Raw genomic sequence first — 26,887 nt, 5'->3', positions numbered from 1 at the left:
GACGATGACGCGCAGCTACCTCGGTCGCTCCATCGCCGCGGCCGCGGCGGTGACCGCAGTGCTGGCCGGCTGCACGGTCGACGGGCAGCCCAGCTCAGCCACATTCACCGACCCTGCCGTGCAGGTTGATGCCCTCGACACCGGTGACTACCCCACCCGGGCGCGAGCCCCGTTCGGGCGCGCGGTCACCGACCCCGAGCGGGTCGAGGCGACCCGGATGGCGCAGTTCGTGCTGGCGCCGTTCGAGGTCAATCCCGATCTCACACATGGGCAATGGCCTGTCGGCGAGTTCGACGACGCTGCCGGGATCGGGCGCGCGGTCGTCCCGGGCGCGGCCGACGTTCCGGCCAACGCGGAGTTCATCACCGGATTTGTCACCACCGCCGACAACGGGGATGCCAACGTCGGGGCTGCTCGTCACCTGCTGCGGCATGCGGTCCTGAAATATCGCAACCCTGCCGACGCCTCCGCCGCCGCTGAGCAAATGAGTGCCGCGGTCGCCGAAATCGACAACAAGCCCATCGTGCCGCTCGACGGGGCGCCGGGCACCCGAACTGTCATCCAAGATTTCGGTGCGTCCACAGCGATCCTGGCTGTCACCGCTCACGACTCGTATGTGTTCTTCGATCGGTACTACGGCCCCACGACGCAGTTCCGCAGCGGAGAGTCGTTGGTGCGTATGGCCAACGCGATCACTCAGCAGAAGATTTACATCGACGAGTTCACGCCCACCCCCGACGGTGAAACTCCGCTGATCGACCCCGACGCCATCCTCATCTACGCGCTGCCGTTCACCGCGGCCTACCTGCGGGCGAACCCCGACTCCCCTGACCGCGGAGCGGTGTACGGGCCACGCGGCATCGCCCACACCAGCACCGACCCCGTCACCGACTTCGAGGTGCTGACCAAGATCGGCTCGGATGCCAACGCAGTGGAGAACTCGGCGGTCTTCCGCGCGGACACCGCCGAGGGCGCGCGCACCTATCTCGACAGCTTCCTCGGGTCCAACCGCACCCGAGGCTGGACCGGCGCCGACAACCCACCAGGCTTGCCCACCGCCACCTGCCAAAAGCACCCAACAAGCCAAGCACACAGCTGCGCACTGACTGTCGGGCGATACGGCGCCCAGGTCATCGGCAACACCAAAACCGATGCTCACCAACAAGCCTCGGCCCAATACCTGATCCTGACGACCGCCGACCAACGAGCACACTGACCGACGACATCGCACACGTCGTCGTCATCTCCCCGCAGACAGAGGTGCCCGGACCCGCCACCGCGGGTCCGGGCACCGAACCCACCCCGAATGTCAGGGGCGGAAAACCTTCAACTGCCCAGCGTCACCGATCGGATCACCGTAGCCACGACGAGTGAAGTCGTCGTTGCCAACTGGATCGCCGTACTCCGCACCGAATTTGAAGGTGAAGGGCTCCTGACTTTCGGTGGCACCACCATGCACATGGTTGATTCCGAAGTCCGAAACCCACGGGCCCGTCGCCGCGGTCGCGACACCCGCTCCGAGGCCCGCGAGGCCCGCTGCAAGCACAGCGCCGGCGAGCAGACGAGTCGAAGTTGTTGCCATAGGTTGGTTCTCCAATCGGGTGAGAGGTGGCCGCTGCGGCGACCCTTACACCCGTCAGTTGCTGTGTAGTCACCTAAAGGTTCCCGAGTTTCGACGCCCGACACCCGACACCCGGCCGATCATCAACGGCCCGCCAACGGAGGTGTGCCAGCGTGAGCAGGCGTCCAATCCGGCCCAGCACTATCTCTTTAGACCCCGCGGGAACTTCGCTGTGGCGTGATGTCGGACTGTCACGCAGAGTCCTGATGATCGCGGTGACACCTAAGCAGCGTTACTTGTCTGCATGTGACTACGCACCAACGAACGAGCCAACGGATAGTCGACCTTCCCGTTGGGCCGCGTCGGGAACCGCCCATACCGTGTCCGCGAGGGCGCTGCGATTGGCAGTGCGATCGCTTGCGGATCCGTTGCCACTCTGCCCGGACCTCGATACCTTCGCTTCCCTCTTTGCTTTCGCCAGCTAAGTTCTTCATCCCACCAGTCGCGAACCAGTCGATCGACGAGATGGCTCTGTGCCCGTCGGACCATTGCGCCGTAAGATCCGAATGCGACGGCTACTTCGTCCCACCTATCCCTGGAGGGAGTCAGTAGGTTCAGCTCCCGGAAGTAGCGAAGCCACGCACGGACGCACCGGCTGGAGTAACCCGTGGCACTCACAAGACCGATCACGGATACGTGACCACCCTGCCAGGCTGCATGGATCCTCTCGGCGATTCCGCCTAGACCTTCTCGCCAAACCCAGATGTCGTGGTGGGCATGGTGGAGTCGCAGGGTGGAGCTGGCAAACGGGGGGCGTGTTTCCCCTTGTGTTGCAGCTGTGTCAAACGCAACATGTGCGAGCTCCCAGGTTGCCGACTCTGTCCCCTGCGCCTCAGCGACTCGTCTGATCCAGCCTTCTGCCTGGAGGCGGTGAAGTGCCCTCGATGCTGTTGCGGCGTGAACGTTAGCGGCTTCGGCTAGCCGGCGAACGTCGATGTTCACGGTCGTTGTGTGCGCCTGAGCGCACACAACGAGGAGGCTGTGCAGGACCCGTTCAGCACTGGCCCACCCCTTCCGTGCCCAAGTTGCGGGATCTGAGTTCGCTGCAGCGAAGACAGCCTCAATGTGAGTGCGGACTGGGTCGTCGACGGTGTGGTCGCCTTGCGCTCTTGGCCACGCTGTCTCGGCAGCAGTACGCAGTGCTTTATGCCATTGCGTGAGGGCGTGCGCCTCGTTCTGGCGGAGGTCTTCGCGCAAGCGGACGAGTCCAGGCTTGTGCAGATGTTGAAGCACATCAGTCCAACACCAACCGCTAGCGGCCATCCCGAGCATGATCGACCACGCGTGTGACGAGCGATCGTCGGCGGCTGTGAGCCGCGTGGCTAGGCGCTCAGCCGTAGTTGAGGATAGTTCGGTTCGCGCGCGATCAACCCGTGTGGCAGGCCCCTGCCCGACCAGACGTAGGCCGATAGTCGTAGTGCGCTGCGTGGAGTTTTGCCGCGCGGTTGTTGGGAACCTCGCTATCAGCCACTCAGCTAGGTCGGGTGGCGCCGGCCGAGCCTGCATGTCCCTGACGGCGTTGCCCAGTTCCCGTCCGGTCAATAGTGGCGTCGCGTTGCCGCCCGACCGGTGCACAGACCCGGGGATCCGAACTGCGCCCGACACGGGGTTGGTAAGCGGAGAGATGTCGAGGGTTGGAAGGTGCGCGCGCAGCCTACGAGCAAGGTCGGCGACTTTCTCCGCGGGTATCCCTGGGTCAATGACGCGCACCCAGATGTGCCGCCCTCCTGAGGGCCCCGACTGCACTTGCAGGTGGCTCACACCCAAGTCGGTTAGGACGCCGGTAAGTACGTTGGCATCCACAGCAACGGCCTCGGGACCGTACGGTCCTGCATCCAGGTCGAATGCGAGCAGCGTGTACCGGGAATGGCGGTCCGCTAGATACGTCGCGATAGGCACCGGTGGCATTCGTTCTGGCCATGGTGCTGATCGGTATCTGTGTTCATTTGTTGCGTCGACACGCACTGTGGAGCGGGGCGACCACTGCCTCCATTCACTCAGCATGTCCACCCACTAGTGGGTGAGTGCTGCGGACGAATGCAGTCGATTCCCCGCGTGTGGTTGTGCGACACGCGGAGCACAGGGATTGCGGGCACTCCTAGAGGGCGCACGCTACCCTGAGATCTGTCCGGCAAGACAGTCCCTTCGGGGATGGGCGAGAGCCCGTGAGACCGAGCTGGTAACTCAGTCTCGAAACTTCAGATCAAGGACCCTCCGACTGGTAATCGGGGGGTCCTTGTGTTGGACCTCGCGCGTTATTCAGATGTCAGCGTTCGGAAGGTTCGGAGGCTCCCTTCTGGGTTGGCGATGCTAGGCGCGCAGCGTGAAGGTGGCGCAGGGTAGGAAAGATCTGGTTCGCGTCGAAGGCGCGGCACCGGCGTTGATCGACCGTCGTCGGGAGTAGGGGCCGATCGTGGTGCTGGGCTGAAGAACTGCGCAAGCTCGAGCACGATCTTCCGCAGGGACGATCGAGCCGCGGTGCAGCGGCCACCCTAGGACCGGTGCTGCCTGCGCGTCCTGCAGTCATCACACCCCCTCGTCGGCTCGAATCACATCGGTGTAATTGTATGAGCGCTAATTCCGCGCGATTTTATGTTGGTGCTGGACGGCGGGTCAGGGGACATCGAGTAGGGCGGTTCTCGCATCTCCGCAGGTCACCTGCGTTGTGCGGCTGTATTTTCGCGCGAATTTATGCCACACTGGGTGGATGGATCGGTCCGCTGACGGCCGGCGTGGGCGCCTTGGCGCACCCACGCCAGTTCCGGCAGCTATCGAGAACCGGTCGACCAAAGCTCCGGTAGTGACGGCGTACTGCGCTGACCCGCAGTGCCGAAAGGAGTTTCGTAGGACCGCGGGTCGTGGTCGGCCTCGAATCTATTGCTCGGATGCCTGCCGGCGCTCCGCCGAGAACGCCGCTCGACGAATTTCCGCGCAACTTCAGCATCATCGCGAGATGGCGCAGATGCTCGAACGCGACCTTGCGGCGTTCGATTCGTCCGCGTCACCCAAGTCCAACCCGGAGCCCTCGTCAGTCGCTGGCTTAGACACAGCCGTTGCCCGCGCGGAAGGTGTGCTCCTGGGGCTTTCAGACGGGAGTGTTCTGGCAAGCGAGTTCACTCGCTTGCTGGACGCAGTTCGTGCTGCGCAGCCCTCGCAGCAGCAACATAGAGCGGGCTAACCGGCAGGCATCGACAAGCCGTCGGCCTGTCGGTAGAAGCGGCACCGACTGAGTCACAGGCGCGCCTCAAGCGGGCCATCAGTAGTTCGCCGATTGGGTCAGAAGATCTACTCCGCCGCGGTTCTCCGCTCCCCCACCGGCCAGCGGTGCGCGTCGAGAGCCAGCGCGTGACTACAGTTACCGGATCACGACAGCATTTGCGCACCGTTGACCTGCGCAAATCGAAACCGCCTCCCAGTTCCCCGCAGAACGACGAAATTGAGTTTTCCTATCCCCTAGGGCCAAAATGGGTGACAGCTCGTCACGGTGCGATCTGGAGTCGTTTACGTAAGTCTGCCGTCTCAGCGCGATTGCCAGGACTCCTGTCAGCCGCACTAAGCGTTCATTCTTGCTTCCTCAGCCCAACGGGTCGTCGGTACGCGATCGCCCACCTTCAGAATCGAACATCTCCCGCCGGCCCATACGGCCGACCCATACGGCTGTCATCCGGTTGGTGACGACGTCGCCTCAGTTCTCGGAACCCCGCCGCAGCCATCACTCAGCAAGTCTCCCGAAGTGCCGAGAGCCTGGTGGCACTGGGCCTAGCGGCCGAACTCGAGGGGCCGGCGGGCGACACCGGTGCCCCCGGGGGAGTGAAACGACTCGGTGATCTACGTAGAGCACGGAGTTTAGGTGCCCGCCTTGAGCTGCCGCTTGTAGTTGTGGCACTGGTTCCCCGGTCAGCATCAGGTCATCCTGAGTGAGCCCGGTTCAGTTGTGGGCCTATGTCGGTGTCGTGACCCAAAAAGGGGTCCGCCCGGCCAATCCACAGACTTCGAGGACCGCTGTCACATGTTAGCGGATGGCTGCGGCGAGGTAGACCAGCGATCGAGCAAGGCGGACGCGAGCCCCAGTCATCATTGGTGGGACGAAACTCGTCGTGACGAGCTGCGCTGTGGTCTCATGTCTTTATGACTTTGTGCACCCGTGTCGCGGATGGTCAAAGCCGTCCCACCGGGTCAGGTCACTCAGACGCGCAAGTCTGCGCGGGGACCGCTTCGTTGAGCTGTCGGTTCACAAGCCACTCGGTCGACAGCCGAGCTGCGTGGCTATGCCACCGGGCGCCTTGGTCTTTCAAGGGCCTAGTCGAGAGCGCGAAACTCTCTCGGGCGCAGACACGAAGCTTTTGTTCGTCCTGGGTATCGCATCCGCGATCCTGGTTTCCGACTTTCGTTCCCCGCAAACGTGGCTACCGACCGCGTCGATGGCGACCCGCATGCGCACAAACAGCCTGTTCAGGTCGTAATAATGCACGCATTACTTCACGCTGCAAGGCGCGCAGCCACGCGCTCAGTGCAGTCGACAAGACCGTCTAGATGAATCGGGACAACACTGTGGTCACGGAGCTGCGCCCTACGCCCCCCAATGGGCCTTCTAACACGCACTACGACATCCGAGGAAGTGCACCCTCGTTGGTTGCTGCTCGGACCTTCTGCGTTAATGGCCGCCACCAGTCAGACCGCACGCCGACAAATACGTTCCTACGTCTACCTGGACGTACCTTGCACTTTTCGGCGCGCCATACATACAGCGTGAAGTGCCGCACCGATGTACGGGATGGGCCGCAGCGTCCTTACCCCCATACGCTGCGCTGCAGCAACGAACGTACCCACCCGATTACGAAAGCCCATGTCGCACTCAGTACACGTTGCTGTGAAGTGCTAAGTACTGGGCTGCTTGCGTGCGCTCGCAAGGCGACCTATGCGACACAGAGCACTCATGTCCGCATGCACCGCCATAACTTGTTTCACGTTGCAAGCGTTGTGCGTCTAACTGTTTCTCCGTTTACCGGCTCCGCTGATGCGGTACACGAAGATCGATGTACACACCGAACTACTGAACACATACCCTTGCGCGGTGATGGCAGCTCTGTCTAAGCAGTTATGTCTATACGTAACGCAGGACGTAGATGTCGCCCGCCCACCAGGTACATCGTCGTTGTTAACGCCTCGATCATTGCCAAGCTCAAGTGAGTATCTGCGGCGTCGCGCACGGGAGACCTCGCGGTAGAACGCAAAGTCGTCCGTAGCGTGTCGTACACCGCGCGAACCGATGTGCGCTGTTACCCTCTGCGCATAGCGGACCCCAAAGCGCCCGGGAGGTACCGCCTTCCTGCGGTCCATGCGCACCACCCCATTGGAGGACTCAGTGCAACACCTATCTCAACCCGCACTGTCTCGGGTTGTCACGATCGCAAACGGCAAGGGTGGCGTCGGTAAGACGTCCACGGCGACAAATGTCGCTGGTTTGGCCGCTGCCGCCGGCTGGCACGTCCTGTTCATTGAGCTCGATCCGCAGGGCAACGCGGGACGCGACCTAGGCTACGAGATTGATGGGTCCGGGGATTCTGGACAACAAATCTTTGACGCGATCATGCAGGAGAAGGCACTACGACCCAGTCTGGTCAACTACCGACCCAATCTGGACGTACTTCCGGGTGGGAGCAGACTCGACGATCTGGAAGCGATACTGATCGGACGTTCTCAGCGTTCGCCAGGTTCACACAGGCAACTTGCAGATGCGTTAACTCCCATCGCAGCTGACTATGACCTTATAATTATCGATACCCCACCTACACGACCCCATCTTCTACGGTTGGCACTGGCTGCGACACGTTGGATCGTCATCCCGACAAAACCGGACGACTCGAGCATCGACGGCCTGCAGAAGCTCGCTGACGAAATGGTTAGTGCCAGGTCAACAAACCCCGACATCGAGGTCCTGGGCGCCGTGCTTTTCGGCATCGAGGTCGCTGCGAAAGCCATTCGTAGAGAGGCGCGAGCCAAGCTAGACGCAGCGCTAGGAGGAGTGGCCCCGCTGTTCAATTCCGTTGTGCGCCATAGCACCATGACCTCGGTTCAGGTACGGGAGAAGGGTTTGCTCGCCCACGAGCTGGCCGAGCAAGTCGACAACGCCGAGCCGTACTGGAAGGCCCTCAAGGAAGGCAGACGGCCCGACCGTGTGCCAGGCACCGCGCCGTCTCTCGCTGAAGACTACGTCCTCCTCGCCCAGGAGATCCTCCAGGAGATCGACCGACGCGAGACCGAGCAAGATTCCTCCGCAGAGCCGACACACGAAGGAGCACCCGCCTGATGGCCACCGATCGCAAGCCTGTAACCGGTCTCGCGAGGACCGGCGGCGTCCCGGGGCCGCCGCCCCGTAGGCCATCTGCTCCTGCCGCAGCACCAGCGGCGATCCCAGCTGTACCCGACGGCCCAGCGCTACCGCACGATCGACCGCAACCGGCAGCGTCCACTCGGCCTATCTCGCGAGGTACCCGACGCCCGAAACGCGTCGAAACCCGCCCAGACGAGATGCTGGTGCCAGTCACCCTCTCGCTTCCCACGCCACTCTGCACAGCCACCAAGGCGCACAACAAACAGAACGAAACAACTATCGCCGGGACATTGATGGACGCGATTGTCGCCAATCATGACCGCTTGCCGGCGTTAGTAGAGAAGCTCAAACGCCAGCACCACGACGATGGGCTGTTCGTACGAATCGAAGCCAGACCCGAAGAGGAGCGATCTTCCCTGACGTTCCGGATGCTGGGTCGCAACCTGACTGTCATAGACCGCTTAGTTGTCGAAGTCGGTGCCGAGAATCGCTCGCAGCTGTGCAGGGCAGCTCTAGAAGCCCACCTCCAGTCTGAATCAGTGGATTCAGAGTAAGCCGGTACGCCCAACCCCTCGGACGGTTCATCCCTACCGGCCGGTACGGCGGTTCGCTGGCACGAGCTGCACACCCAAACCCGCGGCGTCGCAGCAGTCACGCGGGGTAGGGGGCGACCGGTCCGCGCGATCACCGCAGTTCGATAGTGATGGTCGACGAAGAGCGTCTAAGGTCTGTAGACGTAACGAAACGACGCAACGGTCACGCAAGGGATTGCCAAACCGTACCGCCGCAGGCGAGCCTCGGATTCGCCCGCGTTCGACGGACGCGCAGGGTGTTTACCCTTCATTTCGGTCTAGTATCGGTGTACCTTCGGTTTGCCACCACCAATGGCGTCTTGTGGCGCGACGCGATGAACAAAGACTGCGCGGCCTAAAGACTGGTTTTGCCGGATAGTGCTCTCGGGTCGGGTTGGAGGTTGTATTAGACCAACCCGACCCGCAGGGCCACCGAACCTAGCAACGCATGAGGAGAGCACCGACTCCGTGTCAGTCAACCTGCTCTGACTGACTCGCTACGAACTCAGCGAAACGCGTTTCGTATCGCCGAACCTGAGGCATCGACATCGAGTAGCCGGCTAGCCACCTCAAGTAGTTGAGGTCATCGCTGTCTGAGGCGGACTCGCCTTCCGGCGGCGGCATTCGCAGATGATCATCAAGAACGAGGATCAGATCAGCGAGAGTGCCGTCACGACGCGCTATTTCTGCCTGCCTGATTATCCACGCTCGGGTCAATCTGTCGGTCGCATGACGAAGATTCGACACCACAACGCGCTGGTCCTCGGCGAGCGAAGGCGACAGGTCATCGACAGCGCGCACCTTCCGAGTCAGTTCGGCCAGCGCGTCGGTTCGAATGAACACTCCGTACGCAGAGGGCGTCAGGGGACGTGTGGGGCGAGAAGAGATCGGGTCATTCGTGCCCGCGGCCAGATCGGTCGTGGGCTCATCTCGCAGAGGTTTCGGATCTCCTCCCTCGAAAGCGCGAGCGGCGCTTCCCGCGGACCACCGCAGCGGAGCGTCCAGCTTAGTCAACGTGACGAACCGCGGTTTAGCCATCAAACCCTGCTCGAGGCGTCGCACAGTCGCGTCACTCGGCCCGCCGGCGAGGCTTATGTCGGCTTGCGACAGTCCCAGTTCCTGCCGGCGCCGCTGCACGAGGCGCCCAAAGCGCAAAGCATCGGCCACACCCGCACTCTAAGCGCCGTGGACCCGTTCCGGGGCAGCCCCCTCCCCAAATGTCACTAGTGCAAGGCTACCGTCGGTTTACATTCGGTTTAGCATCGGGTTATAGTTCGGACTGGCGCTCGGATAATGAAAGCCGTTTGTAGGGTTGAGCCGCCAATAGAGCAGCTTATGCACTGGAGATACACATGCACAGCAATTAGACACAGGGTCTCAGACTACGAGTTTGACCCCGGCCCGGACGCTGCAAAGTTTGGCGACTCGAACGGCGTCCGGACCGGGTGAATACCAGCTCGATGCGGTATGTGCGGGCATCGAGGCGGGCGTTGAGCAGTGTACCTGCGGGTATGGGCTGACAACGGTCGTCTGGGGTGGGCTGCTCCTACAGCTTCGAGGAAACCCTTGGAGTGAAGGACTCGCATGACGAACCTTCTTGAGCCCGATCCTCGTGGGCCAGATTGGTCTGGGCGTGTTGCTGTCGACTTTCGATCGATGGCACGGGTCCCAGGCTCCGGAGAGGGACGGTCAGATTGCCGTCGAACAGTCCCTCTCCGGAGCGGTGGTTGGCGACTGCACGCGAGCGCGATTGATTTGCCGTCGAACGGCTCGCGTGTGGTCGCCGGAGGGGTCAGCTCCCTGTCTTTCGATGGGGGGCCGGCCCGGTGACCAGTGTAGAGGTGATTGATCCTGTCCAGAGGGGTGGACAGGACTCGCGACGCTCGCCCTGGGGGGCGGCCTTGGCGGTGATGGCTACGGCGGTTATCGCCCTGGCCAGTGTCGGGGTCGGGAACGTGTCGGCGGCGCCAGCGCAGCCGGGGGGTTGCCCGGGTCTGATGGTGTACGCGGTGCAGGGCACCGGCCAGTCGTCGCCAGACGCTGATCCGTCCAAGGACGCGGGGTTCCTGTCCCAGGTACTCCATCCGGCGATCACGGCCGCGCGCGGGGATATGGACCGTGCGTATGTACCCTATGACGCTGGCTTCGGTGGTGCTGTGGCTGGCGGAAAGGTCCCGTACGAGCAGTCCGTTCAGGGCGCAGTCGCCAAGACCTTGTCCTGGATCAAAGACAAGGCCGCCGCGTGTCCGGCCACGAAGTTCGGTCTGGTCGGTTACTCCCAGGGCGCTCACGTCACTCGGATCGTTTTGAACGACATCGTCGGTGGCAAAGCAGCGATCGGCGCCGACAAGCTGGCTCTGTTAGCCAATCTCGGCGATCCCGGCCGACCTGAGGGTGCGCCGTTGTTCCCCGGTAAGCCGGGGCAGACCTCTCCTGACCCGGTGCCGGGGACCAGCGGCGCGAACGTGTCCAAGGTCGTGGCGGTGTCGACGACCAACGCGCCGGGCGGCGGTATCGCCCCTGTCGGCGACGTTGAGGACACGTCGTACCAGGCCATCGCGGGGCGCTATCTGTCGGCGTGCACGCCTGGCGATCTCGCTTGCGATGCCCCGGCGAATGCTCCGTTGGCGCGGTTGGTCACCAACATCGCCGGCCAGTCGGAACTCAACCCGGACGATCCGATCGGGTCGTTGTCGACGATCGCCGAAGCGCTGGCACTGACCGCAGTGAAGACCGCGGTACCGGTAGTCAATGAAGATGTGCAGGCGTCGGAGAACAACCTCGAATCGTTGAGTTATCAACCGCGCCAGACGTTGTCGGAGCGGTTGGCGGTGGCCTCGGACCCGCGTACGCCGTTGCCGAGTGTGCAGGATGCGCTGTCGGCGGTGATCAAGGTGGGCACGATCGGGTTCAACGCGGTAAAGACCGTTGTGCAGACGGTCGCTACTCCGGGCACGATCGCTGCGATCGCCACCGCGGGTGCTGCGAATCCGTTGGCCATCGTCGGCATTCTGGGGGCGAAGCTGGGCCAGGCAGCGGTCACGCTGGTCCCACCGGCAACCCAGGAACGTCTTGTCTCTGAGGCGTTTACCGCGTTCAAGTCCGAGTTCCAAGCGAACTCCGACCTGTTCAAGGTGTCCTCGCTGTTGAAGTACTGGGATGCGGCCAAGCAACACGCCTCGTACTCGGAGGTCTCGGCCACACCGACAGGCCAGCCCCCGACGAAGTTGATCGGGGACTGGATTGTGGCGGCCGCACGCGACATCGCCGGCAAGGACGGCGGGTCGTCGAACTCGCCCGATAGCGGCAGCGGCGGCGATGACTTCTCGTGGCTGTTCGGGGAGGGGTCTGCTGGTTCGTCGACACTTCCATCGTTGACCACGACGTCGTTGCCGCCGAGCGCTGCGACGTCGGAACCGGCTTATCCGTGGGAGCTCGGCACCTCGTCACCATCGGCACCGTCGGAGACAGTTCCCTCGGGGGCCTCATCGGTCCCGCAAACCACACCTCCCGGCGGCGCGTCCGGGCTGCCGCCGTTCCTCAGCGGGGCCTCGCAATGAGTCTGATCGTCCTCTCGGCCAACCCTTCCCGCGTGTGCGGGCGCGGGTTGTGCCGCGCTTGTGGTGGTGGTCGAACCACCACCGCCAGCTAGACCCATTCTCTTCCACTCACGCACCCAGCGAATCACTCCGGAAGGAGCGAGTACATGTTCAGTGACAGTGCAATCCGACCCCCGCTCGGGGGACATGTCTCTCACAACCTCGGACATCCGGGCCGTCCCATCAACCCGCAGGCAGGTGAGCCGGTGTGGTTGAGTCCCGTCGATCTGGTCACCGCAGTCACCGACCCGGCCACAGCGGTGATCCTGACCGACGAGAACGGCTGCGCGTCGACTCGATGGGGGATGGGCAACGGCCACAGCATCACGCGGCTCAAAGAAGCGTACGACGAACGGGCGCGGTGCGTACTGCCCGGTGACCGCGGCTACCGTCTCGACGCGAACAGCGTTGTGCTGGTGGTTGGTTCGAACGGTTCGTTGCCGGAAGACCTGCTGGTCGGCGCCACCTACCGCGACGTGTTCGACAACACGCTGCACACCATCGACCCGTTCTCCCTGACCGCGGCCCGCCGCGGTGTGTTCGGCGATGAACACCCTCTGCACTGGCACCTCGCCGAGTGCGATCGCTGGACCCGCGCATACCGCCCCGGGGGCGAGGTGAAGTTCGGATGAGTACCGGTTGGCAGAACGATCCGAGTGTGCAGACCTGGCTGCACACCGCCGAACCTCACCCGGACCAGCCCACCGAGTGGAACGACGAGCCGACGCCTGCTGAGCAGGACATCACCGCACCCATCGATGACGTCGAACCCCTCGACGACAACCACTACAGCTACGCCGCCCACGAGGACCCCCAGGTCGTCGAGTTTGAGGATGTCGAGGACGACCCTTACGTCGAGACTGTCTATCCCACACCGACTGTCGCTCGAAGTACGCCACCTCCGGCGCCTCCGGCACGGGGGCAACGTCGGTGGTTGCTGATCGTGGGCGCCTCGGTGGGCGTGATCGTCGTTGCGGTGCTGGTGATCGTGTTCTCGATCAAAGCGGTCGTTGGCGGCGGGGGAGGCGACGGCATCACCGATCCGGTCGCCGCCATGGACACCCCAGACCCGTTCTCCGATGCAGTGGAATGCCCCTCGACCACCGAAGGGTCCACCACCACCGGCCGCGACCCGGGTGACCTGACGTCGGGCCCGAACGTGATCAAAGCGTTCAACTACGCCTACTTCCACTGGCGTTCGGGGCCGGCCGCGCGGGCGATGGCCTCGTCCAATGTCGAGGGCATCGGCAGCGCTGTCGATCTGCAATCAAGCATCGACACGCTCAATCCCCAAGCGCGGTATTGCCTGTCGATCGACGAGACCGGCGCCGATACCTACCGCGTGGAGGTCACGTTGATCCTGCCCGACGGCACCCGCGATCCCGACCCCGATGTCCAGAACATCACCACCACCCAGATCGGCGAACGCACCTACATCGCGTCTGTCACACGAAATAAGAAATAGAAAGGTCACCCCCTCCCATGTACCTCACCTCACCAGCGGTCACGTCGCCTCGGTTCGACACCCCGCCCCGGCGGTCGCGGGCACAACGCCGGCACCGCACCACCCCACCAGCCACCCCGTTCGTCGGGACAGTGCTTGCTGCGCTGATGGTTTCCGGTTCCTTCGGCGCTACCCTCCTGGTCGACAGCCCTGCCGCAGCCTACGAACAGGGCGGTGTCGACCAGGGCGAGACCGACGACGGGTTCGAGCAGGGCGGCGTCGGCGGTGGTGGCGACGACGCAACCCCACCGGTCGCACCTCCGCAGCAGACTGCGCCAAGCTACAACTACAACCCCGGTCCGGGCGCAATTCCGGCACCGCCCCGGGAAGCTCCGTATCGGCCCTACGCCGATCCGCAGGCGTACAACCAGCCCAACTACGACACCGTCTACAACCCGGCACCGCCGCGGGCCTACACCTTGCCCCGCCCGGTCGCGCCGGTCCGCCCGATTGCCCCGCCCCCGAAGACGTTGCGCGTGGGCAACTTCCTCGTCGAGGAAGACCAGCTCAAACGTGATGCTCCCTGGCTGACCGACCGTCAGCGGGTCTCGATCAACGAGTGGTCGGCCTATGGCGAAGCGAAGATCGCCCAGGGCCTCATCTCGGTCGGCGTTCCCGAAGACGAAGCGTCCCGCCAGGCCGCGGCCACCATCATCGGCGTGGCGCTCGGCGGCACCGCAGGTGCGGTCGCCCTCGGCGTGCCCGCCGCAGTGACCGGCGGTGTCGGTGGTGCGCTGATCGGTACCGGCGTGGGCGCAGTCATCGGGTCGACCATGGTGGTGCCCTTCCCAGGCGCGCACACCGGAACGGGCGCAGCGATCGGCGCCGCAGCCGGTGCGGCGATCGGTGCCGCCGCCCTGGGTATCCCCGCGGCGATCGTCGGCGGTGTGGCCGGTGGAACGGCCGGCGGACTCCTCGCGCACGCACTCGGTGCCGGAGATCCGGGCGCGAACCCGCGTCAGCCCGGACTGCCCGGCCAGCCCGACCCGAACCGCCGCGCCCCGCAACCCCGCCCGCAACCCGCTCCGCTGCCCAACCCCGGCGCCAACCAGTTCGAGCTCCACCTACCTGCCGACCAGGCGACCAAGGCCGGTCTACCTGCGGTGCACTACCAGGTCAGCGTCGGTGGAGATGTCAACGCCGAGACCACCATCGGCGGACAGACCTACACCGCGAACTGGACCGCTGAGCAGGCCGAAGCCCCCTACAAGGCACTGGGCGGTGCCGCCGATCAGGTGCGCAAGACCGTCACCGACGCCGCTGTCGACCTCTCCCGGCACGCCGAGAAGGCCGTCCCGGGTCTCAAGGTCACCTTCCCGCAGCTCACGCCGAAGGGGGCATAACAACGATGGCCGCGAGTGTGGAGACGGTGTCGGCGGCGCAGAACGCCGGAGCGATTCGGGGTGCGTCGATTTTGCCGCCGAGCGCATCGGAGATGTTGGGGCGGCGCACGACCCGGTTACCGGCGCATCTGGTGGCGGCCGTGGGCTGCCACGGCGGTGCTGGTGTATCCACGCTCGCGGCCCAGCTCGAGCATGTCGGCGATTCCGGCCAGTTGTGGCCCGGGCGGGCCGACGAGCCACCGTTCGCGGTACTCGTTGCGCGAGAATCGGCGCGCGGCCTGGCCGCAGCGTCGCTGGCCGCCCGCCAATACGCGACGAACAATGCGCCAGCCCATGTGCAGTTGCTGGGTTTGGTGCTGGTAGCCGGGCGGAAGGGAAAGCCGACCGCCCGGCTCCGGCGCGACCGCGAATTGCTGGTCGGGTCGGGCCTTTTCGCGAACGTGTGGCACATCTCCTGGCACGACTTCCTCGTCGACACCCCGCTCAACGAGCTGCCCTCGACCGGCCCCGATCCCGCGCCGGCCGCGCGGCGGTCCGATCCGCGCACCGTCGTCGCCCCGGACATCGCCGCCGTCGGCCAGGGCCTGCGAGACGCCGCGGTCGCGGTGATGTCGAACGACAACAGCACAACCCCGTAACGGCACAACTGCACAACCCTCCACACCTCACGAGAAGGAAGAGATCATGCTCCAGTCCACCCTGGCCTCGGCCACCACCACCTACGTGGCGTTCAACCCCATCCCGATTCCCGGCCTGTCTGATCGGCTCAACACCTTCGGCGGGTGGGCCACCTTCCTGGCCTACTTCGCCTGCGCGGTGGCGATCGTCGTCGGCGGCGGCTTCATCGCATGGGACAAGATCACCGATCGCGGCGACAGCAAGGGCGTGAAGATCGCGATCGGCGCGATCGTCGGGACGATGGTGATCGCGACGGGCGCCACGATCCTGCAGGCCGCGGGCGGGCAGTGAGCCGTGCGGACCGAAAGCCACCGCGATGAACACCACCATGACAGTGGCCTACGCGAAACTACCCCCCGAGGTGATGAGCAACATCACCCTGATCGGCGGCTGGTTCGTGTTCGTAGCCAACATGCTCGCGCTGCTACACCTAGTCTTTCTGGGCGCCTCGATCGCCTTCGACAAGGTGCGCGAGCATCCGTTCTCCCAGATCCCCGCGGGGGAGTGGTTCACCAAGATCATCTTCGGGGTGTGGGTGGTCGCGATCGCCGGCAACATCGCGGCGGCCGTGCTGGTATTCGGCTGATCACCACACCGATCACCCTCCTCGGCCTGGTGTGCACGGTGATCGGCCTGCTCGCCGGGTGCGGATCAGAGCCCGACACGGCCACGCCGTCGACGCCGCAACAGATTCCGCTGACCGCGCCGCCCACCGATCTGCGGTGGGTGGAGTTCAACGGGATGCGCCTTCCCCAAGCCGCCGAAGGCCCCCACGAGATGTCCGATGTCATCGCGCCGGGAGGGTTCGACCGCACCCCTCCGGGCGCGGGGCTGGCCGCGGTCAATGCCATCGTGCGTCTCTCGGTCGCGCTCGATGACCAGTGGCCCCAGGTTGTGCGTGAACTCCTCGCACCGGGACAAGCGCGAGATGACTACATCACCAACCGCATTCAGCTGTCGACCACGTCCGGCGTGCCAGCCGGTCAGGCCCCGCAAGTACAGGGCTGGAAACTGACCGCGTTCACCCCCGACAAGGCATCGGTCGACATCTACACCCGGATGCCGGACCGCTCGATGACGGTCAACCACACCACGGTCGTGTGGGCACCGGCGTTCGGTGACTGGCGGCTGCTGCTGCCCGACGCCGCGGCGGGCGCCTCACCAGTGGACGCGATCTCGGCCACGCCGACCGACATGGTCGCACTGACAGGAGCGTAACCCCATGAGCACCCCCGATCCTCGCGACGACGACCTCGGCCGCCTCGCGGCGCTGCACTCACTGCGCCAGTCCGGCGGCTACAAGAGCACCACACTGGTGCTGTCGCTACTGGTGTTGACCATGGTCATCGGCGCGGCCGTGCTGGTCGCCATCCGCGGCGATGATGGCGATTCGTCAGCACCGCCGCCACAGGTCACCGCCACGGACACACCGACGTCGCTGCCGCCGCAAACCCCGGTGACCCGGCTGCCCGACGACGCGTTCGGGATGCCCACCACCGACACCCGCGGCCGCCGGGTGGAAACCCCGACCAACCCGCTCGGCCAGGTCCTCCCGCAGACCACCGACCCCTCCGACACCGATGACCCTGAGGCTGTGCTCCCGCCGCCGAAGGGATTGATGTGGCAGCGCGTGTACGGCGCGACCATCCCATTCTCCACCTCCGACGGTCCGACCGCGATCAGCACCGACGGTGTACCCACCGGATTTGCCCACACCCCGCAGGGCGCGGCACTGGCCGCCTGGCAGATCGGCCAGCGCGCCACCTGGGCGCCCGATGACCAAAACGTCGCCCTACTCGATCGCGTGGCCGTGGTCTCCGAGGCCGCCCGTCCCGAGGCCGACAACCTGCGCACCAACGGCGCGCAAATCTATGCCGGAAATACTGAGTTGCCCGCGCAGATCCGGGATGTGCCGGTCGCGGTCCGCGTCACCACATACTCCACCGACTTCGCCCACGTCGAATTCGCCCAACCTCTCACCCGCGACGACGGCTTCACCGCCATCTCGGTCGGCGTCGACATGGTCTGGCGCGACGGTCAGTGGAAATGGGTGGTCCCCGAACCCGGCACCGAACCGAGCCGGCTGCTCATCTCAACCACCGGCGATGGGTGGACCCCATGGTGAACCACCACAACGACTCTCACCTCCGTGAAGCGCGTTCAGGCCGACGAGGGCGTGTGCGCGCTGCCCTGACCGGCCGACGCACCCACGCCGCGGTCGTGGTGGCGCTGATCGCCGCGACGGTGTCCTCGTGGGCCGGTGCGGGCACGGCCGCAGCGAACCCGCTGTGCGACGCCCTGGGACCGTTGAGCCGGACCGTCTGCGGCGCCGCGGGCAACGCCGCGAGCAATGTGGCCGGCAGCGTGGTCGGCGGAACATTCGAGAAGATCGTCAACTCGCTACTCGAGGGCTACCAGACCGTCCTGACGTGGGCGATGGCGTGGTGGATCAAACTCCCGAACCCCCAGTTGGACAACAAGTCCTCCCTCATGCAGGAAGTCCACGACCACACCCTGCAAATCCAAATCGTGGGGCTGACGTTCTCGCTGATGTTCTTCGGCCTACGGATGATGATCGACCGCAAACGCTCCCTAGCCGATGACGCCGAAGAGGGCTTCAAACTGATCTTCCGCTCAGCGATGGCCACCGCCGCGATCCCGCTGGCACTGACCGTGGGCGGCCGCATCGCCGACGGCATCTCCAACTGGCTGGTCAGCGAATCAGTGACCGCCGGCGGCGGCAACGGCGACGTCATCAAGAACTTCCTCAAACTCAACCTGCTGACCAACTCCGCGCTGGGCACCACCGCCATCGGTATCTTCGCCCTCGTCGGATTCCTCGGCGCCTTCTTGCAGTTGGCGTTGCTGGTGGTGCGCGAGGCGATGCTGCTGCTAGTCGTCGCCGCGCTCCCGGTGGCCGCCGCATTCTCCGGCACCGGACCCGGCTCGCAGAGCTACCAGCGGCTTATCGCGTGGTCGGTGGCATTCCTGCTGTTCAAACCCGTTGGCGCGCTGACCTACTTCGTGGCGTTTCGCGCCGGAGCGTCCAAAGACAACGCCCAACAGGTGGTCCTGGGCATGGTGCTGATGATGCTGTGCGCGTTCGTGTTACCCGCGCTCATGCGCCTGATCGCCCCCGCCGTGGCAAGCATGGGCGGCGGCGGATCAGGTGCCGCAGCGGCCGGTGCGGCCATCGGTGCCGGCGTCGCGGCAGGCAAGGTCGCGGCCGCGGCCGCCTCGGGCGGGGCGACCGCCGGGGCCAGCGGCGGCGCGAGCGCAGGCGGCATGTCCTCGATCGCCGGTCGCGGCGGCGGCGGACCCTCCGGCGGTATCTCCACGGCATCAGCACCCTCACCACCACCGCCATCCGGTGGCGGCGGGCCCGGCGCCCAACCCGCCCTCTCCGGTGGCCAGGGCGGCCAAGCCAGCTCCGGCGGCGGGGGAGGAGGTGGTGGCGGTCCCACCTCCGGGCTGGGCGACGCGATGGGATCGGCCGGCGGACTCGCCGGGGCAGCAATGCAAACCGTCAGCGACAGCGTCGAATCCGAAGTCGAATCCACCACCAGTGCCGACCCGTCGCTGAGCAGCCCACCGCCGATGCGTTCGGGCTGGAACGAACACGCCATGGCGCACTAGCGGCCACCACTGACCCATCTCTGACTGTCGAAAGAGGTTGTCATGACCGACAAAGCCGGCACCCGCCGACTGCTGTACCGCCCCGCGGCGGCGTTCCGGTCCTCCGGCGCATTCGGGTTCACCATGTTCTCGACGATGGTGCTGCTCGGGTTCCTGTTCATCGCCGTCGTCGGCCTGATGCTGCCGTTGCCCGGGATCATCAAATTCTTCGGGCTGCCGTTCACCCTGGCTGTGCTGTTCGTGCCGCTGGTGGTGTCGCTGCGCGGCCGCTCGGCGTGGGAGCTGGGCATGGGTGCGCGGGCGGTGTCGAAGTCGCGCCGTGCCGGTGAGACCCTGGTGCGGTCCGGGCCGTTCACGAAGATCCCCGACGGCACCCCACCACCGGGACCGCTGGCCACCGCCGAGACGTTCAACTTCTCACCCGGCGATGGATCGGCGCCGTTCGGCCTGATCAAGTTGTCGTCGAAGAATTTCTACACCCTGGTGCTGCGGACCTGGCCCCAGGGCGGGGAGTGGAATGACCAGCCTGTGCGCGACCGGTGGGTCGCCCGCCTCGGCGACATGCTCACCTTCCTCGGGCAATCCCCGGACTTCGTGGCCGCCACGGTCACCATGGAAACCCTGCCCGAGTCGGGGATGCGGGCCTCCAGCATCGTGCGGTCACGGCTCAAGGACACGGCTCCGGCGTTGGCCCGCAAGATCATCATCGAAGCCACCGAAGCGGTGCCGACCGCCGAAGTGCGCCTGGAAGCCCGGATCGGATTGACCTGGCGCGCGGACACCATGCACCGCAAACGCGATGCCACCGACATGGGCAACGAGCTCGCACGACGACTCGGCCGGATTCGGGACTACTGCCACGCCGCCGGTCTGCGGGTACGGCCGATGCTCGAACGCGAAATCTGCGCGATCGCTCGCCGCAGTTTCTCCCCGGCCGACGAGCTCGACCTCGAGATCGGTCTGATGAGCGGTGAACCGATGCGCCTGCGGTGGGAAGACTGCGGACCGACCTCGGCCTCAGACCAGCACGGCCGCCTGCTTCACGATGCGGCGCAGTCGATGTCGTGGACGATGCGCAACGAACCCGAGGCGCCGTTCGACTCCAACGTGCTCGCCGATCTGCTGTCCCCGAACAGCGACGTACCACGCAAACGCGTCACCTTCGTCTACCAGCCCTACACCCCGGCCCAAGCCACCACCATCGTCAACAAGGACCACAACGATGCCCGCCAGGCCGTGCGCACCAACGTCGGCAAACTGCCCGAACGCGCGCTGGTGCGCCTGGACAGCGCCGAAGGCGCCCGCCAGGAACAGGCCCGCGGCGCAGGTGTGACCCGGGTGTCGATGATCGTCACCGCCACCTGCCCCATCGGTGCTGACACCCAGAAGATCGACACCCTCGTCACCGATCTGGGCCTCTCTGCGGCCACCCCACTCGAACCGACCCGCGACGAACAACTCGTCACCTTCTGCGCCGGACTGGGATTCGGTGTCGTGCTCTCCGAAGAGAGCACCGTCTCCGACAAACTCGCCGCCTAACCCGAGACAGAAAGGACCACCCTGCGATGCCGACGCTCCCGGCCCTGACCTCGCTGCTCCAGCGCTCCCGCGCCCGCCTATCTTCCTCGGCGGCATCCCTGCCCCAGATCAACACCGTCCTGTCGATCACCGAACACCGCTCGGCCGGTGGCCACGACTACGGCCTGATCCGGGCCCACGCCACCGGTCACTACACGGTGATCCTCGCCGCGACCGGCGCGACACTGCGCGACTGGCAACAACTGTGCAACTACACCCGCATCGACTTCGGCGCCGACGCGTGGGATGTCGTCGCGGTCACCGCCGTCGCCGACACCTTCCCCCGCACCGACACCGCCCACCGGCAGTGGATGGTCCCCGAGGGCCATCACCACCTCGACGTCGCCGACCTCGCCACCGACACCTATCTCGCGGTGACCTTCGTCGCGGCCACCTCGGCAATGAAAACCACACCCGACGAGATGGCCGTGGAAGTTGGCCGGCGCCTGCACACGCTGATCGGGTCCCTGCACGCCGCCGGCCTGGACACCACACCACTGACCGCAGCGCAGGTCGCCGCGGTCGGGGTGCGGGCCTACCGCGGCGGCCTGCACGACGACCCAGCGCCCGCATTCGCCGACATCGCGCCGGACTCGACACCACACCGGGTGCGCGATGTGCTCTGCCACAACGACCTGTTGTCGGCGACGTGGGTGATCGCCCCGCACGTGCTGGAACCGCCACACGCGATGGGTTCGGTACTGGCCCAACTTCTTGAGCGGGACCCGACCACCCCGCGCACCCGGCTGGCGATCACCTGGCGGGCGACGTGCATCGCCGACACCATCCACCCCGATGACCCGATCCGGCTCACCTTCGAGCCCGTGCTGCAGCGCTTCGGCGCCACGTTGACGATCACCGAGCCGCGTCCCCGCACGCCGTCGGTGGACTCCGTGCGCGACCGGTTGCCGCTGTTCGCCCGCCTCGGCGTGCGCAACGGCTACGACCGCCACGCCGAACTGTTCGCCGCCGGCATCGGACTCGGGGTGTTGCTGCCCGAACACGGCGACATCACCGACGAAGCCCTGCGCCACCGCCACCGCTAACCGATTGCGAGACGCCCCACCATGACTGTCACCGACCTCCGTAAAGCCACCACCGCCGCCCCCGGTGGCGACACCACGCCGTCGACGTTGCGCCTCAATGCCGGTGCCGCCTCGGCCACCCGGCCGAGCACCAAAGAACGCTCGACCAAGCCGACCACGTTCTACGACGACGACACCCGCGAGGACCTGCTCGACACCGCCCGCAGCGGTGGGATCAGCGGCTACCTCGCCCGCCAGAAACTCGACAACGACGCCCGCCGCCGGGAACGCCACGACGCCGCCATTGCCCGGCCGATCCAGTTCGACGTACCCACCCTGATCCGCACCAACCGGGGCTACGACGGGCGTGGCGGCGGCCGCGTCGCCCACGTGCGCCGCCCCAACGAGCTGCGCGGCACCACCGCGCACGTGCCGGGGTTCTACCCGTTCCCCATCGGCGCCTCAGCCCCCCTGGACGGCGCGCCCGTCGGCTCACACCTCGACACCGGACAGCCCGTCGGGTTCGATCAGATCGGCTGGTTCGAGGCAGGACAGATCACCGCCCCGTCAGCGATGGTGTTCGGACTCAACGGGTTCGGCAAGAGCACGCTGAACCGGCGCATCGTCTGCCACGACCTGGCGACCGGGGTCCGCCCGCTCATCATGGGCGATCACCGCCCCGACTTCGTCAACATGATGCGCCAGATGGTCCTGCACGACAGCGACGGCCGGGTGCAGTACCGCGAGGACGGCATCACCCCGGTCACCCCGCAGGTCACCAGCGTCGGATTCGACTCGCCGATGAATCCGCTGGCCGTGGGCACCTTCGGCAACCTCATCGCCCGGTTGCCCACCGCCGCACGCCAACTCGCCGAACGCGAAATGCGGGCACGCCAAGTCACCGCCGCCACCGGCCTGCTCGAGATCAGCTCCGGCCGCCCGATCGCTCCGCACGAGGAGACGCTGCTCACCACCGCGTTGCGGGTGCTCTACGGCACGGCCAACGAGTTCACCCTGACCAATGCACCCCTGCCCGGCGATGTACTCAACCTGCTACGCCAGGTCCCGCAGACTCTCATCGACGCCACCGCCCGCGACGCCGACACCAATCCCGAACTGCGCCGCGCCCACCAAGACCTCCTCGATGCCTCCGGCGCCCTGGGGCGTCGACCCCATGACGCGATCGCCGTCGACCGCTACCTGCTGCTGACCGAGAACCTGCGCCAATCGCTCGACCAACTGGTGTCGGGGCAGTTCGGCGAGATCTTCAACGCCCCCACCAAAGAGCCCATCGACATCGACGCCCTCGGGGTGTGCGTGGACATGTCCCGGCTGCCGGCCAACGCCCGCAAGCTGCGCGCCGCGGTGCTCCTGGCATGCTGGTCGGACGGGTTCTCCGCCGTCGAAGCCTCGCACCTGCTCTCCGATCACGGCCTGCAAGAGCCCCGCAACTACGACCTGGTGTGCGACGAGTTCTCGCTGGTGCTCGGTGTCGGCAACGGCATCGTGTGGCGCGTCGACGAAGTCACCCGCGTCCAGCGCGAACAGGGCACCGGCAGCCTGTTCACCACCCACACCGTCAAGGACCTCCAGGCGTTCGACTCGATGGAAGATCGCCAGCGCGCCATGGGCTTTCTCGACCGCGCCCGGGTCAAGGTGTGCTTCCCGCTGCCCGAGGACGAAGCCTCGCTGATGGAAGGCAAGGTCAACCTCAACGAGAAAGAAGCCGCCACCCTCGCCGAGTGGGCCACCACCCCCCGCGGCATCGACGACCCGGTCGTCTCCGAGATCAGCGAAGCGGCCTGGGCCGACGGGGTCCGCGCGACCGGCACCGAAACCAACACCGTCCCGCCGGGTATGGGCAAGTTCTTGATCAAAGAGGGTGAGCAGCCCGGTATTCCGGTGCAGATGCGGTTGACCGCCACCGAACGCAAGACCGAGATGCACAACACCAACAAGCGCTTCAACCGCGGCCGCGGCGCCCAGTCCGGATCCGCGGCATGAGCACCGACAGCGACCCGGGCACGACCACCCCGATCGACCCGCTACCCAGTGCCTGGGAACAGGTCCAGGACTGGGTGGTCGAACCCAACCCGCGCCGCACCGCCCACTCCGAGGAAGTCCGGCGACTGGCCGTGCGCGCCGTGGCTGAGCTGCTGGCTCGCACATCGCTGTCGCTGACCGCCGCGGCCGCCGACGTCGCCGCCAACATCGGCGCCGGCACCAACAGCGTCATGCGGTGGTGCCGAGCAGCCGGGGTCGGCCGCGACGTCACCGCCCGCGACCGCGAATGGGCCACCCGCCTCGACGTCATGCGCTCGATGAACAAGGCCCTCACCGAACACGTCCGCAACCTCGACACCACCACCGACTATCGGGGTCTGCCTCGTGGGTGAGGGCAACGCCTCCAAACTGCTGGTGCCGCTGCTGGCACTGGTGATGGGGTTCTTCGCCTCGTGCACGGTCATCATCTCCGTGGCCGGTGACGACGACGCCTGTCTGCCGCTGACCGGCGGTGTCGACCAACCCGCCGACGCCTCCCACTCACCCGGCGCCAAGGTCAAGCCGATGAAAGTCAAGGACTTTCAGATCACCTCCGGCTACGGCCCACGCGACGGCGCGATGCACGAAGGTATCGACCTCGCCGGGGCGATCGGCGCGCCGATCTACGCCGCCGCCGACGGCACCGTCACCGCCGCCGGGACCGCGTCGGGGTTCGGGCACTGGATCGTGCTCACCCACAACATCAACGGGCACGTGTGGTCCACGGTGTACGGGCACATGTTCGCCGACGGTGTGCTGGTCAAAGCCGGTCAGAAAGTCACCGCCGGACAACACATCGCCAAGCTCGGCAACGACGGCCAATCCACCGGCCCGCACCTGCATTTCGAGGTGTGGGATGGCGGACACCGCGACTTCACCGGCGGCCACTCAGTCGATCCAGCCGGGTGGGTGTCCACCAGCCCCGAACCCGGCGCCGCCCCGGCCGGACGCGCGCCCGCCCAACCGGGCAGTCCGCGCGTGCTCACCGCCCCACGCGTGATCCCCGCCTCCGACGTCGTCACCGCCGCCGACTGGGATGCCGTCGCCAAACACGAATCAGGCGGCAACTGGAAGATCAACACCGGCAACGGTTACTACGGCGGACTGCAGTTCGCGGCGTCGACCTGGACCGGCGCCGGGGGAGCGCAGTACGCGCCGACCGCCGACAAAGCCACCCGCGAACAGCAGATGGAGGTCGCCAACCGCGTCCTGGGTTCCCAGGGCTGGGGCGCCTGGCCGACCACTTCCAAGACCGCCGGGGTCACCGGCAAGAAACCGGCACCCGCAGGCACGTTCCTCAACGCCGCCGCGGTGCCCCCGCCCGCGGGCGCACCCAGTGGGCCGCCCGCACCGTCGGGGCCGTCGGGCCCGTTGCCGCCGCTACCGAAGTCCAAGGGCTCCGAAGCGCACTTCCAGGTCGACTCCATCCGCCTCGCCCGCGCGATCGCCGCGAAGTTCCCGCAGATTCAGACCATCGGCGGCTGGCGTGCCGACGGCGGCGGTTTCAACGACCACCCGTCCGGCCGCGCCGTCGACGTCATGATCCCCAACTACACCTCCGCGCAAGGGATCGCGCTCGGCAACGCCGTCAACAAATACATCCTCGACAACAAGAAGCACTTCAAGCTCGAGTACACGATCTGGCGCCAGACCTACTACCCGGTGGTCGGCAAGTCCAACGTCATGAACGACCGCGGCGACCCCACCCAGAACCACTTCGACCACGTCCACGCCACCGTCGAAGGCCACGGCATGCCCCGCGGCAATGAGGTCTACACCGCACCAGGCGTCACCGGCGGGATCAGCGCTGACGAGGGCGCCGACTGCGGCCCGGTCGAGGACCAGCACGGCGGGGGAGTCGACAACCTCGCCGCCGGACGGGTCCCACCGGCCTACGAGCCGTGGTTCCGCAAAGCCGGACTGCTGTGCCCGCAGATCAGCTCGGCATTCCTCGGCGGAATCGGCAAGCAAGAGACCGGGTTCAACGCCTCCCTGGTGTCCCCGGCAGGAGCGAAGGGGCCGATGCAGTTCATGGACTACACCTACCCGTCCTGGGCCAAAGACGACGACGGCAACGGCCGCGCCTCGGCCACCGACATCGGCGACGCCGTCATGGCCGCCGGACGGTTCTCCTGCGCCAACGCCAAACAGATCGACGCCGCAATCGCCTCCGGCCGAGTGAAAGAACCCGCCGAAGGCCGCGAAATTCTCTACGCCTACGCCTACAACGCCGGAGTCGGCGCGGTCCTCAACGCCGGCGGAACACCCACCGGCGGCGACTACGACACCCAGACCCGCCCGTACGGCCAGAAAGTCATCGCCTACGCCACACAGTTCGCCGATCAAGGGCTTCCGGAGAAGAACCGATGAACCACCACCACCGCCACCTCCTGGTCGTCCTCGCGATCGTGCTGATCGCCGCACTGGCCGGATGCTCCGGCAGCGACGACACCACCGAACCCGCACATGACCATGACCACGGCGAGCACTACAGCAGCCCGCCCGGCCTGCCCGATCGCGCTGAGCCGATCGGGGTGTTCACCACCACCGTCACCACCATGTTCAGCTGGCAACCCGCCACCGACACCTCACCCACCGATGCACTGCGCCGCACCCGCGCCACCCTCACCGGCCAGGCATTGGACTCCGCCAACAGCTCGGCAACGGTGCGTCCCAGCGCCCAGTGGGGCGCATGGAAGCAATCTCTCGACGTCATCACCGCCCGCGTCGAGGGCGCCTCAGCAGTGCTGATCTCACCGGACAAGGCCAGCGCGCGCGGCACCGTCATCCAGACAGTGCTCGGCATCGACGCCACGGTGACCTCGTTCCGGAAGTTCACCGTCACCGCCGATCTCGTCCGCGTCGACGGCCAGTGGAAGGTCGCCACCTACCCCCGCGCCGACACCTGACCCACCGGCCGCCCCAGCAGCAACCCGCACCTCACAGAAAGGGCA

Annotated in this window: 22 protein-coding genes; 19 read left to right on the top strand and 3 right to left on the bottom strand. The window is 66.0% G+C overall.

All coding sequences use genetic code 11. The features are described 5' to 3' along the window. Positions 1-4 precede the first annotated feature (4 nt). Entirely contained in the window at positions 5-1,216 is a 1,212-nt protein-coding gene (locus AC3B6C_RS24985; protein ID WP_075862431.1) for a DUF7373 family lipoprotein, read from the top strand. A gap of 93 nt (positions 1,217-1,309) precedes the next feature. On the opposite strand, the gene AC3B6C_RS24980 is transcribed toward AC3B6C_RS24985, so the two are convergent. After that, positions 1,310-1,582, bottom strand: a complete 273-nt coding sequence (locus AC3B6C_RS24980) for a hypothetical protein (protein ID WP_139114228.1) — start codon at positions 1,580-1,582, stop codon at positions 1,310-1,312. Between the two features lie 261 nt (positions 1,583-1,843). Beyond that, a complete protein-coding gene (locus tag AC3B6C_RS24975) occupies positions 1,844-2,884 on the bottom strand; it encodes a helix-turn-helix domain-containing protein (protein WP_368072899.1) in 1,041 nt (346 codons plus the stop codon). 4,075 nt (positions 2,885-6,959) lie between these two features. Here AC3B6C_RS24975 and AC3B6C_RS24970 point away from each other — a divergent pair. Both AC3B6C_RS24970 and AC3B6C_RS24965 read left to right on the top strand, forming a co-directional pair. After that, positions 6,960-7,931 (top strand): ParA family protein, encoded by a 972-nt coding sequence (locus AC3B6C_RS24970; RefSeq protein WP_058253231.1) that lies wholly within the window; start codon positions 6,960-6,962, stop codon positions 7,929-7,931. A 227-nt stretch (positions 7,932-8,158) separates the two neighbouring features. Next, the gene (locus tag AC3B6C_RS24965; RefSeq protein WP_139114226.1) at positions 8,159-8,509 is read left to right on the top strand and encodes a hypothetical protein; all 351 of its coding nucleotides are present in this window, start codon (positions 8,159-8,161) and stop codon (positions 8,507-8,509) included. A 489-nt stretch (positions 8,510-8,998) separates the two neighbouring features. On the opposite strand, the gene AC3B6C_RS24960 is transcribed toward AC3B6C_RS24965, so the two are convergent. After that, positions 8,999-9,694 (bottom strand): helix-turn-helix domain-containing protein, encoded by a 696-nt coding sequence (locus AC3B6C_RS24960; RefSeq protein ID WP_231742572.1) that lies wholly within the window; start codon positions 9,692-9,694, stop codon positions 8,999-9,001. Positions 9,695-10,536: 842 nt separating this feature from the next. Between AC3B6C_RS24960 and AC3B6C_RS24955 the strand changes: the two genes are divergently transcribed. The 16 genes from AC3B6C_RS24955 to AC3B6C_RS24880 all read left to right on the top strand — a co-directional run bounded on the left by AC3B6C_RS24955 (position 10,537) and on the right by AC3B6C_RS24880 (position 26,842). Next, on the top strand, positions 10,537-12,087 hold the full coding sequence (locus tag AC3B6C_RS24955) for a cutinase family protein (RefSeq protein ID WP_258325155.1): 1,551 nt from the start codon (positions 10,537-10,539) through the stop codon (positions 12,085-12,087). 146 nt (positions 12,088-12,233) lie between these two features. Continuing rightward, a complete protein-coding gene (locus AC3B6C_RS24950; RefSeq protein WP_488376541.1) occupies positions 12,234-12,758 on the top strand; it encodes a hypothetical protein in 525 nt (174 codons plus the stop codon). A gap of 311 nt (positions 12,759-13,069) precedes the next feature. Further along, entirely contained in the window at positions 13,070-13,591 is a 522-nt protein-coding gene (locus tag AC3B6C_RS24945; RefSeq protein ID WP_488376588.1) for a DUF8176 domain-containing protein, read from the top strand. Positions 13,592-13,737: 146 nt separating this feature from the next. Continuing rightward, positions 13,738-14,973 (top strand): hypothetical protein, encoded by a 1,236-nt coding sequence (locus tag AC3B6C_RS24940; protein ID WP_488376540.1) that lies wholly within the window; start codon positions 13,738-13,740, stop codon positions 14,971-14,973. A 5-nt stretch (positions 14,974-14,978) separates the two neighbouring features. Then, positions 14,979-15,611, top strand: coding sequence for a hypothetical protein (locus AC3B6C_RS24935; protein ID WP_139319385.1), 633 nt, complete (start codon positions 14,979-14,981; stop codon positions 15,609-15,611). Positions 15,612-15,657: 46 nt separating this feature from the next. Beyond that, positions 15,658-15,942: a hypothetical protein gene (locus tag AC3B6C_RS24930; RefSeq protein ID WP_075862441.1), complete on the top strand. Its 285-nt coding sequence runs from the start codon at positions 15,658-15,660 to the stop codon at positions 15,940-15,942. A gap of 25 nt (positions 15,943-15,967) precedes the next feature. Then, positions 15,968-16,237 carry a hypothetical protein gene (locus AC3B6C_RS24925; RefSeq protein ID WP_011161191.1) on the top strand — a complete coding sequence of 90 codons (270 nt, stop codon included), beginning with the start codon at positions 15,968-15,970 and terminating at the stop codon, positions 16,235-16,237. After that, entirely contained in the window at positions 16,183-16,869 is a 687-nt protein-coding gene (locus tag AC3B6C_RS24920; RefSeq protein WP_488376535.1) for a DUF8175 domain-containg protein, read from the top strand. The genes AC3B6C_RS24925 and AC3B6C_RS24920 overlap by 55 nt, the downstream gene beginning before the upstream one ends. 4 nt (positions 16,870-16,873) lie before the next feature. Next, a complete protein-coding gene (locus tag AC3B6C_RS24915; protein ID WP_488376533.1) occupies positions 16,874-17,776 on the top strand; it encodes a DUF8175 domain-containg protein in 903 nt (300 codons plus the stop codon). Positions 17,777-17,829: 53 nt separating this feature from the next. Then, complete coding sequence (locus AC3B6C_RS24910) at positions 17,830-19,287, top strand: TrbL/VirB6 family protein (RefSeq protein ID WP_488376531.1); 1,458 nt, start codon at positions 17,830-17,832, stop codon at positions 19,285-19,287. Positions 19,288-19,329: 42 nt separating this feature from the next. Then, complete coding sequence (locus AC3B6C_RS24905; protein ID WP_182374562.1) at positions 19,330-20,826, top strand: SCO6880 family protein; 1,497 nt, start codon at positions 19,330-19,332, stop codon at positions 20,824-20,826. A gap of 26 nt (positions 20,827-20,852) precedes the next feature. After that, the gene (locus tag AC3B6C_RS24900) at positions 20,853-21,911 is read left to right on the top strand and encodes a hypothetical protein (RefSeq protein WP_182374563.1); all 1,059 of its coding nucleotides are present in this window, start codon (positions 20,853-20,855) and stop codon (positions 21,909-21,911) included. A 21-nt stretch (positions 21,912-21,932) separates the two neighbouring features. Then, complete coding sequence (locus tag AC3B6C_RS24895; RefSeq protein ID WP_488376529.1) at positions 21,933-23,894, top strand: hypothetical protein; 1,962 nt, start codon at positions 21,933-21,935, stop codon at positions 23,892-23,894. Continuing rightward, positions 23,891-24,286, top strand: a complete 396-nt coding sequence (locus AC3B6C_RS24890) for a hypothetical protein (RefSeq protein ID WP_488376528.1) — start codon at positions 23,891-23,893, stop codon at positions 24,284-24,286. The genes AC3B6C_RS24895 and AC3B6C_RS24890 overlap by 4 nt, the downstream gene beginning before the upstream one ends. After that, positions 24,279-26,303: a transglycosylase family protein gene (locus AC3B6C_RS24885; RefSeq protein ID WP_488376527.1), complete on the top strand. Its 2,025-nt coding sequence runs from the start codon at positions 24,279-24,281 to the stop codon at positions 26,301-26,303. Before AC3B6C_RS24890 ends, AC3B6C_RS24885 begins: the two co-directional genes overlap by 8 nt. After that, positions 26,300-26,842: a hypothetical protein gene (locus AC3B6C_RS24880; protein WP_075862449.1), complete on the top strand. Its 543-nt coding sequence runs from the start codon at positions 26,300-26,302 to the stop codon at positions 26,840-26,842. Before AC3B6C_RS24885 ends, AC3B6C_RS24880 begins: the two co-directional genes overlap by 4 nt. The last annotated feature ends 45 nt before the right edge of the window (positions 26,843-26,887 follow it).

This window comes from Gordonia sp. 11cp, assembly GCF_057767225.1.
This window is presented reverse-complemented; position numbering and strand designations above follow the sequence as displayed.